Genomic DNA, 12129 nt, shown 5'->3' on the forward strand with positions numbered 1-12129 from the left:
GGACGCATGACGGGCGCAAGTTCCGGATACTGACCATCATCGATGAGGCCAGCAGGGAATGCCTGGCACTGGTCGTCGCGCGCCAGCTTCGACACGAAGACGTGCTGGCAGCGCTTGCCGACCTGTTCATCGCGAGGGGTCCGCCCGCGCATATCAGATCAGATAACGGCAGCGAGTTCATCGCTACCGCGGTTCAGAAATGGCTCGGGCAGGTTGGCGTGAAGACGCTGTACATCGTGCCGGGTTCGCCGTGGGAGAATGGCTACAACGAGAGCTTCAACGGCTCGCTGCGCGATGAGCTGCTCAACGGCGAGATCTTCTACAGCCTCGCTGAAGCAAGGGTACTGATCGAGGCGTGGCGCCGTCACTACAACACCGTCCGGCCGCACAGCAGCCTGGGCTATCGGCCGCCCGCACCACAAGCGGCGACACCGCCATTGCCGGCCTCCGGTTCCGCTTCGCTCCACCTACGACCGGCAATGGCGGCGGAGACGACAATGCACTAACTAATAACCCGGACCACCCGATGGGGGCTGCTCAGTGTCTCTAACCAACAACCACGAGCGGCGTCTCGGTGCGCTCGAGCAGGTCGCCGGTGACCCCACCGAGCAGGATCTCGCGGATGCGGGAATGAGCGAACCCGCCGATCGCGATCAGATCGGCACCGATTTCTTGCGCATAGAGAGTCAGCGTCTCCGCCTCGCTCTTGTCGTCGTTGACGACCCAGTGCCCCTGAGCGTCGAAACCGTGCCGGAGCAGGTGTCGTTTGACTTCGGCGTGCGCCTCCTGCTCGCCCTCGCAAGCGTGCAGGGACGTGCCGACCGTCACGACATCGATCAGCGCGCCCGGGTCAGCCAACTGCACCAGCGTGTGCATGGCACGGGTTGCCTCAGGTCCGGCCTTCCACCCGAGCACTGCGCGACGGACAGGTTTGAGCGTCTGCTCTTCAGGCAGGATCAGCAGCGGGGTTCCGCTGGCCCGGATGAGCGTCTCTGCGACGCGTCTGCGCAGCCACGGGTTCGCCCAGGTCTCGCGCGCGCCGATCGCGATCAGGTCGGCCACCTGCCGCCTTCGTTTGAGATTGCCGGCAAGCCAGCCGATGTCGTCATGCAGGCCGAAGATCTCGGCCGATGACCCGGCGGCGGCGAGATGAGCGCGCACCCGTTCGACATTGGCCTGATCGTCGCCCATCAACACCCACTCAGGAACGTATAGCGTTCCGAACGGCGCGGTCCCTGGCGAGGCTGTCGGAGCGGGCGTGAGCGCGGCGACCTCCAGCGTCGCTTCACGAGCCGCCGCGAGCTCGGCAACCGTCTTCAGGAAGGTTTGTGCGTGATCGCCGTCATCGACGATGGCCAAGATGTCCTTGATCATCGGCTTTCTCCCCAGGTCAGGCGGCGGTCGCCAGGTCGGTCTCTTGCAGCGGTGCCGCCTGGGCATTGATGTCCAGCACCACGCGTCCTTCGATCGACCCTGTCCGCATGCGATCGAAAACGTCGTTGATGCGCTCCAACGGCGCTGTTTCGACCGTCGCGCGGACCTTGCCGAGTGCAGCGAAGTCGAGCGCTTCCTGCAGGTCGAGGCGGGTTCCCACGATGGAGCCGCGCACGGTGATGCCGTTCAGCACCGTGTCGAAGATCGACAGCGGGAAGTCGCCCGGTGGCAGGCCGGTCAGCGACATGGTCCCGCCCCGACGCACCATCCCAAGCCCCTGTGCGAAGGCGGTGGTAGAGACCGCGGTTACGAGCACGCCATGCGCGCCGCCGATCGCCCGCTTGACGAAGGCGACCGGGTCGCTGGTAGCCGCGTTCACGGTCAGCGCGGCCCCGAGCCGTTCGGCCAGCCGCAGCTTGGCATCGTCCACATCGACCGCGATCACGTGCAGGCCCATCGCGACCGCATATTGGACCGCCATATGGCCCAGGCCGCCGATGCCGGACACGACCATCCAGTCCCCCGGCTTGGTGTCGGTGACCTTCAGTCCCTTGTAGACCGTGACGCCGGCGCATAGCACCGGCGCAATCTCGGCGAAGCTCACCCGATCGGGGAGGTGCCCGACATAGCCGGCATCGGCGACCACGTAGTCGGCGAAGCTGCCGTTGACCGAGTAGCCGGTGTTCTGCTGGCTCTCGCACAGCGTTTCCCAGCCGCCCAGGCAATGCGGGCAGTGGCCGCATGCGGAGTACAGCCAGGGCACGCCGACGCGATCGCCCTCCTTGACGTGGATGACGCCGGACCCGGTGCCGACGACGGTTCCGACACCCTCGTGACCCGGGATGAACGGCGGCGCCGGCTTGACCGGCCAATCGCCATCGGCAGCGTGGAGATCGGTGTGACAGACTCCGCAGGCCGCGACCTGCACCAGAATCTGCCCGGGGCCGGGGCGGGGGACGGCCACTTCCTCAATCACCAGCGGCTCGCCGAATCCGCGCACGACCGCGGCCCTCATCGTCTTGTCCATCGTCGATCTCCGTTGTGCGCGAAGTATCTCGCCCAAACAGAGATGGCGCGGCATTGGGGATGTTACGGAGGCGGCGAACCGGCTGACCCGCCCCTTGGTCGCCGATCTCAGGCGCGGGTCCGTCGTACGATCACCAAGGCGACGAGGCACAGGCCGGCAAGCCCGAACCAGGTCAGCGCATAGACGAGGTGATTGTTCTGGAAGCGGATGACGGTAAGCCCGGCGCGCGGCCAAGCGTGCTTCGGCCGGGCATCGGCGTCGGCATCGATAAAGTATGGCGCCACGCGAACGAGCTGGCGCGCAGCCGCGATCGCCTGGACATCGCGGGAGAACCAGCGATCTGCCACGGGATCATTGCGGCGGAGAAAGGCACCACCAGGCTCCGACGTCCTGAGCAGACCCGTGACGGTCGCGTGCGCCGGGAGGTTGCGAGCCCGGGTGGCCTGCACCGCACGCTCCGGGGGGACATAGCCCCGGTTGACGAGCACGACGAAGCCGGTGTCGGTGCCTAGCGGCGTGAGCACCCAGAAGCCCGTGCCCAGGTCCGTCACCGCCCGCACCAGCGTCTCGCGGTCGTGGAGGAAGCGACCGCGCGCGACGACGTGCAGATAGGCGTGGCGCTCACGTTCGATCGATGGCCAAACGGCCGGAGGCGGCGCAGACACGGGCGATGCCTGCACGCGCGCGTCCACCGCTTCGATCAGCGCCAGCTTCCAGCTTCGGCGCTCGACCTGCCAGATGCCGAGCGCGCTGAAGAGGACGATACCGAACACGGCCAGGACCGTGAGGGCGGTGCGCTTGCGCCTACCCGGACGCGACCGCCCCATCACCAATCTCGCTTCAGCGAACCGGGCCGGTCATGCCGCCGGGCATCGGCATCATGTTGGTGTTAAGGTGGAACATGACCCACACCGACCCACCGATCGTCAGCACCACGATGACCGCGGTGAACAGGAACGCCAGCAGCGTCCAACCGCCCTCGGAGCGGGTGTCCAGGTGCAGGAAGCAGACGACATGGACGACGATCTGCACCAGCGCGAGCGCGAAGATCGTCGCCGCGGTCCACCCCGGGGCGGGGCCGTCCTGCGACATGACCAGCCAGAAGGGCACGACCGTGAGGATGATCGCCAGCAGCGAGCCGATCCGGTGGCCGCGGCGGCTGCCGTGACCCATCGTGTCGCCGTGCGCGTGGAGCGCGTGATCGTAGGGTTCGGTGCTCAACGGATCACTCCATACAGATACACGAAGGTGAAGACGCCGATCCAGATGATGTCCAGGAAGTGCCAGAACATCGACAGGCAGATCAGGCGCCGCTTCATCGGCAGCGACAGGCCGTGCCGCCCAAGCTGGATCAGCATCACGGTCAGCCAGATCAGGCCGACGGCAACGTGGGCGCCGTGCGTGCCCACCAGCGTGAAGAAGGCCGACAGGAAGGCGCTGCGCTGCGGGCTCGCGCCCTCGGCGATCAGCTGGCCGAACTCGTAGAGCTCGATGCCGAGGAAGGCGAGGCCGAGCAGCCCCGTGATCGCCAGCCACGCGCGGGTCGGCCCGACGCGTCCCGCCTCCATGTGCGGCATGGCTTCGCCGAAGGTGATGGACGAGGCGAGCAGCAGCGCGGTGTTGAGCGCGACGAGCTTCAGGTCGAAGATCTCGCGCGGGATCGGGCCGCCGGCGTAGCTGGTGCTCACCACGCCGAACATCGCGAACAAGGAGGCGAAGATGAGCGCATCGCTCATCAGGTAGATCCAGAAGCCCAGGATCGTGGCGCCGTTACTGTCGGCGTGTTCGTGGTCGTCCTGTTCGGCGAGGTGCCAGGTCGGGCTGGCCGCACGAGGGTCGAGTGCGTGGTCCGTCATGTCAGGCTCCGGCGCCGAGCAGCTGCTGCCGCTGGCTCTCTGTACGGGACACCTCGTCCGCAGGGATGAAGTAGTCGCGGTTGAGGTTGAAGGTGTGGCTGATGGCGACCGCCAGCAGGCCGACGAAGCTGAGCGCGGCGAGCCACCACATGTACCAGACCATGCCGAAGCCGAGCGCCAGGGCGAGGCCTGCGAGGATCACGCCGGTGCCGGTGTTGCGCGGCATGTGGACCGGGCGGAACCCGTCACGCGGCCGCTCGTACCCGCGCTGCTTCATGTCGTGCCAGGCGTCGAGCGCATGCACCACCGGCGTGATCGCGAAGTTGTAGGCGGGCGGGGGCGAGCTGGTCGACCATTCCAGCGTCCGACCGTTCCAGGGATCGCCGGTCGTGTCGCGCAGCTGCTCGCGCTTCAGGAAGCCGACGAGGATGCTCATCACGAAGCCGAGGATGCCGACCAGGATGATGAGCGCGCCGATCGCCGCGATCACGAAATAGGGCTGGATGCTGGGATCGTCGAAGTGGTTGACCCGGCGCGGCTCGCCCATGAGGCCGACGACGTAGATCGGCGTCCAGGCGACCCAGTAACCGATCACCCAGCCCCAAAAGGCGACCTTGCCCCAGAACTCGTCGAGCTTGAAGCCGAACGCCTTGGGGAACCAGTAGACCATCGCCGCGAACAGGCCGAACACCACGCCGCCGATGATCGTGTTGTGGAAGTGCGCCACCAGGAACAGCGAGTTGTGGAGCACGAAGTCCGCGGGCGGGATCGCCAGCAGCACACCCGTCATGCCGCCGACCACGAAGGTCAGCATGAAGGCGACCACCCACATCATCGGCAGCTCGAAACGGACGTCGCCCTTGTACATGGTGAACAGCCAGTTGAAGACCTTGGCGCCAGTCGGGATCGAGATCACCATGGTGGCGATGCCGAAGAAGCTGTTGACGCTGGGGCCAGCGCCCATGGTGAAGAAGTGGTGCAGCCACACCAGGTACGACAGGATGGTGATGACCACCGTCGCGTAGACCATCGACGAATAGCCGAACAGCGGCTTACCGGAGAAGGTGGAGGTAATTTCCGAATAGATGCCGAATGCCGGCAGCACCAGGACGTACACCTCCGGGTGACCCCAGATCCACACCATGTTCCAATACATCATCGGCGCGCCGCCGAGATCGTTCGTGAAGAACGCGGTGCCGATGTAGCGGTCGAGCATCAGCAGGAAGAAGGCGGCGGTCAGCGCCGGGAAGATCGCAATCGCCAGCACGTTGGAGCAGAGCGCGGTCCACACGAACACCGGCATCTTCATCATGGTCATGCCGGGCGCGCGCATCTTCACGACGGTGGCGACCATATTGATGGCGCTGAGCGTCGTGCCGACCCCGGCTATCTGGAGTGCCCACAGGTAATAGTCGACGCCGGTATCGGGGCTGTACTGCAGCCCGGCGAGCGGCGCGTAGGACAGCCAGCCGGTGCGCGCGAACTCGCCCACGAACAGCGAGATCATCACCAGCACCGCGCCCGCGACCGTCAGCCAGAAGCTGAGGTTGTTGAGGAACGGGAAGGCGACATCGCGCGCGCCGATCTGGAGCGGCATGACGTAGTTGATGATGCCCACCACCAGCGGGATCGCCACGAAGAAGATCATGATCGTGCCGTGAGCGGTGAAGATCTGATCGTAATGGTGCGGCGGCAGATAGCCCTCGTTCGCGCCGAACGCGATCGCCTGCTGCGCGCGCATCATCAGCGCGTCGGCGAAGCCGCGCAGCAGCATGATGATGCCCAGAATGATGTACATGATCCCGACCTTCTTGTGGTCGACGCTCGTGAACCATTCGGACCAGAGATAGCCCCAGAGGCGATAGCGCGTGACGACCCCGACGAGGCCGAGCCCGAGCAGCGACACGACGATGAAGGTGCCGAACAGGATCGGCTCGTGAATCGGGAACGATTCAAACGTCAGCCGGCCGAAGATGGTCTTGAGGATGGTGTCGCTCATCGTGGTTCCGATCGCGCGGGGGTCAGGCCCGCACGGCGCCGGCGGCGCCGCGGAGGGAGGAGGGAAGGGCGGAAAGGTCGCGGTTGCGCTGGTCGCCCGGCTTCAACTGGCCCGGGGCCTCGCCGGGCTTCGCCGGCTTGGTGACATTCGGACCCGAGCCCTTGTCTTCGGGCGCCTTCTGGAGCGCAGGCGTCGGCTTCTCGCCGGTGATCGGAGCCGCGCCGCGTCCAGGCGGCATGCCGGCGCCCATGCGGTGATCGTGCGGATTTCCGCCGGCGCGCGCCATGTCGCGCGCCATCACGTCCATCATGCACGGCTTGCCCGGTTCGACGCAGCGGTTGACGATGCGGTCGAACAGCTGCGGCTGCACGGCGCCGAACCGCATCACCGGCACCTTCTCGCTCGGCTTCGCCAGGGCGACGAACCGATCCGTGGCGAGCGAGCCGCCTCGCGCCTTCACGCCGGCCACCCAGCGGGCGAAGTCGGCTGGGGACTGCCCATGCATCTTGAAGCGCATGTTCGAGTAGCCTGCGCCGGAATAGTTGGCGGAATAGCCCTCGCTTGTCCCCGGCTTGTTGAGCACGGCATTGAGCTCGGAGCGCATGCCCGGCATGGCGTAGATCATGCCCGCCAGCGTCGGCACGTAGAAGGTGTTGAACTGGTCGTTCGACGTGATGGAAAAGCGAACGGGCACGTCGACTGGCAGCGCCAGCTCGTTCACCGTGGCGATGCCCTGCTCGGGATAGATGAACAGCCACTTCCAATCGAGCGCGACTGCCTGGATCTCGAGCGGCCTGGTGCCCGCCGGCACCGGGCGGCCCGGCGCGATCCGCTCCAGCGGGCGGAAGGGGTCGAGCAGATGCGTGCTGGTCCAGGTCACCGCGCTCAGCGCAATGATAATCAGCAGCGGGCACGACCAGATCACCAGCTCCAGCGTCGTGGAGTGGGTGAAGCTGGGATCATAGGTCTTGTTGGCGTTGCCGCGGCGGTACTTGCGCGCGAACACCACGGTCAGCACCATGACCGGCACGATGATGAGCAGCATGACGCCTGTGGAGAACAGGATCAGGTCGCGCTGCTGGACCGCGATGTCGCCGGTGGGGTTCATGACCACCATGTCGCAGCCGCCGAGCAGTGCGGGCAGCGCCAGCATCGCCAGACGCTGTGGCAGGCGCAGAGCGCGTCGCATGAGGTTGGATCCTGTCTTGAGCATGCCCGTCCGCTAACCGGCACGCCGCCCTCTCGACTTTGACAAAAGTCAAAGGTTCGCCGGTCGCCCGAGATTACGAGAAGACGTCAGATTGAAGGACTTGGAAGCATGGTAGCCAGCACCCTGGGCCCGGCGAACTCGACGGCACTTGAGCGAGACGCCAGCCTCATCAATGCCGAACGGCACGACGTTCGCCCGGGCGACATCGCCGTCGGCGTCATCATCGGCCGCTCGACCGAGTTCTTCGACTTCTTCGTCTACGCGATCGCGTCGGTGCTGGTGTTCCCAAGCCTGATCTTCCCCGACGTGAGCCCGGTGACGGGAACGCTCTACTCCTTCGCGATCTTCGCGCTGGCCTTTGTCGCGCGCCCGTTCGGCGCGATGGCGTTCCTGTGGCTGGATCGGAGGCACGGGCGAGGGGTCAAGCTGACGGTGGCCATGTTCCTGCTGGGCGGCTCGACCGCGGCCATGGCGTTCCTGCCTGGCCATGCGCAGGTCGGCTGGATCGCTGCGGCCCTGCTCGCGCTCTTCCGGATCGGGCAGGGGATCGCGCAGGGCGGCACATGGGACGGGCTGCCGGCGCTCCTGTCGCTGAACGCACCGGCCAACCGCCGCGGCTGGTTCGCCATGATCCCGCAGCTCGGCGCACCGATCGGCCTGTTCGTGGCCGCGGCCGTGTTCGCGTTCCTGCTCAACACGTTGAAGATGAGCGACTTCCTCGACTGGGGCTGGCGCTATCCCTTCTTCGTCGCCTTTGTTATCAACGTGGTCGCGCTGTTCGCCCGGCTTCGGCTCATCTCGACGCCCGAGTTCCAGGAGCTGTTCGAAAGCCGAGAGCTGCAGCCCTCGCCCGTTACCCAGATGTTCCGGGAGGAGGGGCGCACCGTGGTGCTCGGCGCCTTCGCCGCGCTCGCCAGCTTTGCGCTATTTCACCTCGTCACCGTCTTCCCGCTCTCCTGGGTGGTGCTGAATGGGGGCAGCGCTATCCGCTTCCTGACCATCGAAATGGTGGGTGCAGCCGTCGGACTCCTTGCGGTCACGGCTTCAGGGGCCATCGCCGACCGGATCGGCCGGCGGGTGCTGCTGGGCGTGTCGGCGGCGATGATCGGCGCGTACAGCGGGTTCGCACCGCAGCTCCTTGATCGCGGGCCGGCGGGCGAGTGGACCTACATGATCCTCGGTTTCGTCCTGCTCGGGCTGTCGTTCGGGCAATCGTCCGGCGCGACCAACGGCAGCTTCTCGCCCCGGCATCGCTACACGGGTGCAGGTACCACCGCGACGGCGGCCTGGTTCGTCGGTGCCGCCTTTGCACCGTTGGCGGCGCTGTTCCTCGCCAGCCGCTTCGGGCTGATCGCCGTGGGGGCGTACCTGCTGTCGGGCGCCGCCTGCACGCTGGGCGCGCTCGCGCTGAACCGTGACTGGGGCCGCAAGGCCGCCTGAGCCGGCCACCGCTACTGGAGTGAAGCCATGATGTTCCGTCACCTCGTTGTGCTCGCCAACCCGACGCCTGAAGGGTTCGACCACGCCATCGTCGATGCCTATCGGGAGGCGGTTGCAGCCAACCACCATAGCGTCGAGGTCCGCGATCTCTATGCATTGGGGTTCGACCCGGTGCTGCGCACCAGCGAGCGTCCGACTGAACCCGGCTGGTCGCCTGCAGCGGACGTCGCAGCCGAACTAGCCCATCTGGAGCGCTGCGACATTGTCGTCTTCGTCTACCCGATCTGGTTCGGCCTGCCGCCGGCCATGCTGAAGGGCTATGTCGAGCGTGTACTGGGGGCGGGCTACACCTTCCGCGATCTGCAGGCTGCTTCCGGGCAGTCGGTGGTCGCAGGAAAGCCACTTCTGTCGTTCAGCACGTCAGGCGCCTCGCTCCCCTGGCTCAACGAGCAGGGGCAGGTACTGTCGTTGAAAGAGGTGTTTGACGTCTATCTCTGGCGTGGACTGGGTATGGGACAGGCCGAGCACATTCGAATCGACTCCGTCGTGCCTGACATGGATGCCTCTTACGCCGGGGAGCAGTTGGAGCGGGTGCGCCAGGCCGCGGACAAGGCGTGCGCGATGCTCGCTGACGGTCGGTACCGCGCGCAGGCTCAGGCGGCGCTGCAGCGGCGTTCGCAAGAGGATAGCAGCCGGACGCAGTGACCAGAAAGCTGGAGGCTTTGCCGTGGAACAGCCTTTCTCGCAGGTGCTGCCCTTCGTGCGCAGGTCCAAGGTCATCGACGAGGTCGATGTTGGAGCTCTTTTGTCGGATCATGCCGACATCAGAGAAATGTGCGACCGGGTGGAAGCGCTCGCCGATCGCCTCCTGGAGGCACCGGACCATGACGAGCGTAGTGCGATCGCCGACCTGATCCAAAGCCGCTTCAGAAAGCATGTCGAGATCACCAGCAGGTTTCTCGACCGCGTGTTCGCGGGCGAACAGCTCCGCGTCGGGGCGGGTATGTTGCGACGCATCCTTCTTGAGCAGGTCGCGATCGGCATGCACGCGGAGGATGTCGGCGAGATGCTCCGAGAGAAGGGTGTCGACGACTCGCGAACGGACATGCTCAGCTACATGCTTCGCTGCCTGTTCGATGGTTGCCGGCGCTTGCTGGACTATGAAGAGCTGGCGTTCCTGTATCTGGGCGCTCGCCGATACACGCCGGGCGCAAGAATGACGCTGGAACAGGCGCTCGACGGAGCGTCCCACTAGGTTGCTGCCGCGAGCGCCGGCCGATGGAGGGCTCGCGGCCAATCACCATTTGTGGGCCAGGCCCCAATCAGGGATGCCGGCGTTCGCTGACGGTCACGAACATCATGGTCAGCATAAAAAGGCCCATGGCGCCTGCCGCGAGATACAGAAACCAGTCGTTCGGAAGATGGATCATCGTCGCCTCCTTTTGCTCGAGGCCTACGGGGTGCCGCGCTACTCGGCTGCTGCCGTTGACCAACCGCAAGGGCGTTGATCCGGCATTATACGTAGCGGCTCTGACATTTGACGATCGTCAAGGCGCAGGCAAATGTCGCCGGTCATCGCACGCTCATGACCGCTTACCATGCTGACCTCGCCGCGCTGAGTGTGCCACGCTACACCAGCTATCCAACCGCAGTTTCGTTCAGCGGGAAGGTGGGAGCTTCCGAACAACGGCAAGCGCTGGGAGCGCTGGCCGATGACGCAAAGCTCTCGCTCTACCTGCACGTTCCCTTTTGCGAGACGATCTGCTGGTACTGCGGGTGCAACACCGGTGCCGTCGGCCGCGCGAGCCGGGTCACCCGGTACGTCGAGGCGCTGCTAAGTGAGATTGAAACGGTAGCGCAGCTCGTCCGCGGCTGCGTCACCCATGTCCACTTCGGCGGCGGCAGCCCCAATGCCCTGCCGGCAGCCGAGTTCAGTAGGATCTGCGCGGCGCTTCAGCGATCGTTCCGGGTCGACCCTGCCGCCGAATGGGCTGCGGAACTCGATCCGCGTAGTCTCGACGCCGATTATGCCCGCACGCTGGCCGGCTGCGGTATCACGCGGGCCAGCCTCGGCGCCCAAACCTTTTCCCTGCGGATCCAGCAGCAGATCAACCGAGTACAGCCGTTCCGGGAGGTGGCGCTCCGCGCGGCCGAGCTGCGCGCGGCCGGTGTTGCCGCCATCAATCTCGACCTCATGTACGGACTGCCCGGCCAGACGCTGGATGACATCGCATGCACGCTTGCGCGGACGCGGTTGCTTGCACCCTCCCGTGTGGCGATGTTCGGCTACGCGCACATGCCCCGGATGCTGCCGCGCCAGCGCATGATCGACGACACGCTGCTGCCGAACGCGCATGCTCGCTTCACGCAGTCGCTGCTGGCTCATGAGATGCTCGAGGAGCAGGGTTTTGCCACAATCGGCTTCGACCACTACGCCAGGCCCGACGACCCGCTCGCCGAAGCCGCGGCGGCCGGTCGCCTCCGGCGCAACTTTCAGGGTTTCACGGATGACGACGCCGATGCCCTGATCGGCCTCGGTGCTTCCGCAATCAGTCAGGTGGGCAACGTCATCGTACAGAACGGGAAGCACCTCGGTCGGTATGTCGAAATGGTGAACTCCGGTGGGCTGGCCGGGGTCAAAGGCGTCACGCTACAGCCGACTGATCGTGCGCGCGGCTGGGTGATCGAGCGGCTGCTCTGCGACGGGCAGGTGGACCTGGACATCGCGCACCGGACGTTCGGCATTCGTGGACTGCTCGACCGAAGGGCTCATGATCGGCTGGAAGATCTTGTGCTGCGCGGCCTGGTGACGATCTCGGGCGCGACGCTCGCGCTGACCCCGGAGGGGAAGCCCTACGCCCGCCTGGTCGCTAGCGCGTTCGACGAGCACTCGGCGCTCAACGTCCAGCGGTTCAGCCGCGCAGTCTGATCTTCGGGCGCAAAAAAGCGGCCACGTCGGGGAACCGGCGTGGCCGCTGAGTTCGGCCGGAGAAAGGGCGTTAGAAGCGCATGCCGACGCCGACGCCGATTACCAGCGTGTCAATCGGCGTCCAAAAAGGACCCCCTATCGGCGTCCAAAAGGGACCCCCTTCGTCGAGCAGCGTTACGGGTATGACGGGTGCACCGTTCGCGCTGGTTGCGGCGTAGGGCGGGCGTAGCCCGA

Annotated in this window: 11 protein-coding genes and 1 pseudogene; 5 read left to right on the forward strand and 7 right to left on the reverse strand. The window is 65.9% G+C overall.

Annotation, left to right across the window (positions count from 1 at the left end; all coding sequences use genetic code 11):
• Nucleotides 1-506: pseudogene (locus CA237_RS18550) on the forward strand (IS3-like element ISGbe1 family transposase); the annotation flags it as partial.
• A gap of 40 nt (nt 507-546) precedes the next feature.
• Here CA237_RS18550 and CA237_RS18555 read toward each other — a convergent pair.
• The 7 genes from CA237_RS18555 to cyoA all read right to left on the reverse strand — a co-directional run bounded on the left by CA237_RS18555 (nt 547) and on the right by cyoA (nt 7529).
• Nucleotides 547-1374 carry a universal stress protein gene (locus CA237_RS18555; RefSeq protein WP_037447240.1) on the reverse strand — a complete coding sequence of 276 codons (828 nt, stop codon included), beginning with the start codon at nt 1372-1374 and terminating at the stop codon, nt 547-549.
• Nucleotides 1375-1390: 16 nt separating this feature from the next.
• A complete protein-coding gene (gene adhP / locus CA237_RS18560; protein WP_037447237.1) occupies nt 1391-2461 on the reverse strand; it encodes an alcohol dehydrogenase AdhP in 1071 nt (356 codons plus the stop codon).
• A 107-nt stretch (nt 2462-2568) separates the two neighbouring features.
• Nucleotides 2569-3234 (reverse strand): SURF1 family protein, encoded by a 666-nt coding sequence (locus tag CA237_RS18565; protein ID WP_322788196.1) that lies wholly within the window; start codon nt 3232-3234, stop codon nt 2569-2571.
• A 67-nt stretch (nt 3235-3301) separates the two neighbouring features.
• A complete protein-coding gene (cyoD, locus tag CA237_RS18570; RefSeq protein ID WP_241215553.1) occupies nt 3302-3682 on the reverse strand; it encodes a cytochrome o ubiquinol oxidase subunit IV in 381 nt (126 codons plus the stop codon).
• Nucleotides 3679-4317, reverse strand: a complete 639-nt coding sequence (cyoC, locus tag CA237_RS18575; RefSeq protein WP_126015191.1) for a cytochrome o ubiquinol oxidase subunit III — start codon at nt 4315-4317, stop codon at nt 3679-3681. Before cyoC ends, cyoD begins: the two co-directional genes overlap by 4 nt.
• A gap of 1 nt (nt 4318) precedes the next feature.
• The gene (gene cyoB, locus CA237_RS18580) at nt 4319-6316 is read right to left on the reverse strand and encodes a cytochrome o ubiquinol oxidase subunit I (RefSeq protein WP_126015193.1); all 1998 of its coding nucleotides are present in this window, start codon (nt 6314-6316) and stop codon (nt 4319-4321) included.
• Nucleotides 6317-6338: 22 nt separating this feature from the next.
• Nucleotides 6339-7529, reverse strand: coding sequence for a ubiquinol oxidase subunit II (gene cyoA, locus CA237_RS18585; RefSeq protein WP_241215554.1), 1191 nt, complete (start codon nt 7527-7529; stop codon nt 6339-6341).
• A gap of 105 nt (nt 7530-7634) precedes the next feature.
• Between cyoA and CA237_RS18590 the strand changes: the two genes are divergently transcribed.
• The 4 genes from CA237_RS18590 to hemN all read left to right on the forward strand — a co-directional run bounded on the left by CA237_RS18590 (nt 7635) and on the right by hemN (nt 11895).
• The gene (locus tag CA237_RS18590) at nt 7635-8966 is read left to right on the forward strand and encodes an MFS transporter (RefSeq protein ID WP_037447225.1); all 1332 of its coding nucleotides are present in this window, start codon (nt 7635-7637) and stop codon (nt 8964-8966) included.
• Between the two features lie 27 nt (nt 8967-8993).
• A complete protein-coding gene (locus tag CA237_RS18595) occupies nt 8994-9671 on the forward strand; it encodes an NAD(P)H-dependent oxidoreductase (protein ID WP_051749601.1) in 678 nt (225 codons plus the stop codon).
• Nucleotides 9672-9693: 22 nt separating this feature from the next.
• On the forward strand, nt 9694-10221 hold the full coding sequence (locus CA237_RS18600; RefSeq protein WP_037447224.1) for a hypothetical protein: 528 nt from the start codon (nt 9694-9696) through the stop codon (nt 10219-10221).
• A gap of 282 nt (nt 10222-10503) precedes the next feature.
• Nucleotides 10504-11895 carry an oxygen-independent coproporphyrinogen III oxidase gene (gene hemN / locus CA237_RS18605; RefSeq protein ID WP_307724545.1) on the forward strand — a complete coding sequence of 464 codons (1392 nt, stop codon included), beginning with the start codon at nt 10504-10506 and terminating at the stop codon, nt 11893-11895.
• Nucleotides 11896-12129 lie beyond the last annotated feature (234 nt).

The sequence above is a fragment of the Sphingomonas sp. ABOLH genome, from assembly GCF_003951715.1.
GTDB lineage: Bacteria > Pseudomonadota > Alphaproteobacteria > Sphingomonadales > Sphingomonadaceae > Sphingomonas > Sphingomonas hankookensis_A.

What these genes read in the sequence shown, in the direction of transcription:
- CA237_RS18555 (WP_037447240.1), bottom strand. Translation starts at nt 1,374, where the DNA reads ATGATCAAGGACATCTTGGCCATCGTCGATGACGGCGATCACGCACAA.
- adhP (WP_037447237.1), bottom strand. Translation starts at nt 2,461, where the DNA reads ATGGACAAGACGATGAGGGCCGCGGTCGTGCGCGGATTCGGCGAGCCG.
- cyoC (WP_126015191.1), bottom strand. Translation starts at nt 4,317, where the DNA reads ATGACGGACCACGCACTCGACCCTCGTGCGGCCAGCCCGACCTGGCAC.
- cyoB (WP_126015193.1), bottom strand. Translation starts at nt 6,316, where the DNA reads ATGAGCGACACCATCCTCAAGACCATCTTCGGCCGGCTGACGTTTGAA.
- cyoA (WP_241215554.1), bottom strand. Translation starts at nt 7,529, where the DNA reads ATGCTCAAGACAGGATCCAACCTCATGCGACGCGCTCTGCGCCTGCCA.
- CA237_RS18590 (WP_037447225.1), top strand. Translation starts at nt 7,635, where the DNA reads ATGGTAGCCAGCACCCTGGGCCCGGCGAACTCGACGGCACTTGAGCGA.
- CA237_RS18595 (WP_051749601.1), top strand. Translation starts at nt 8,994, where the DNA reads ATGATGTTCCGTCACCTCGTTGTGCTCGCCAACCCGACGCCTGAAGGG.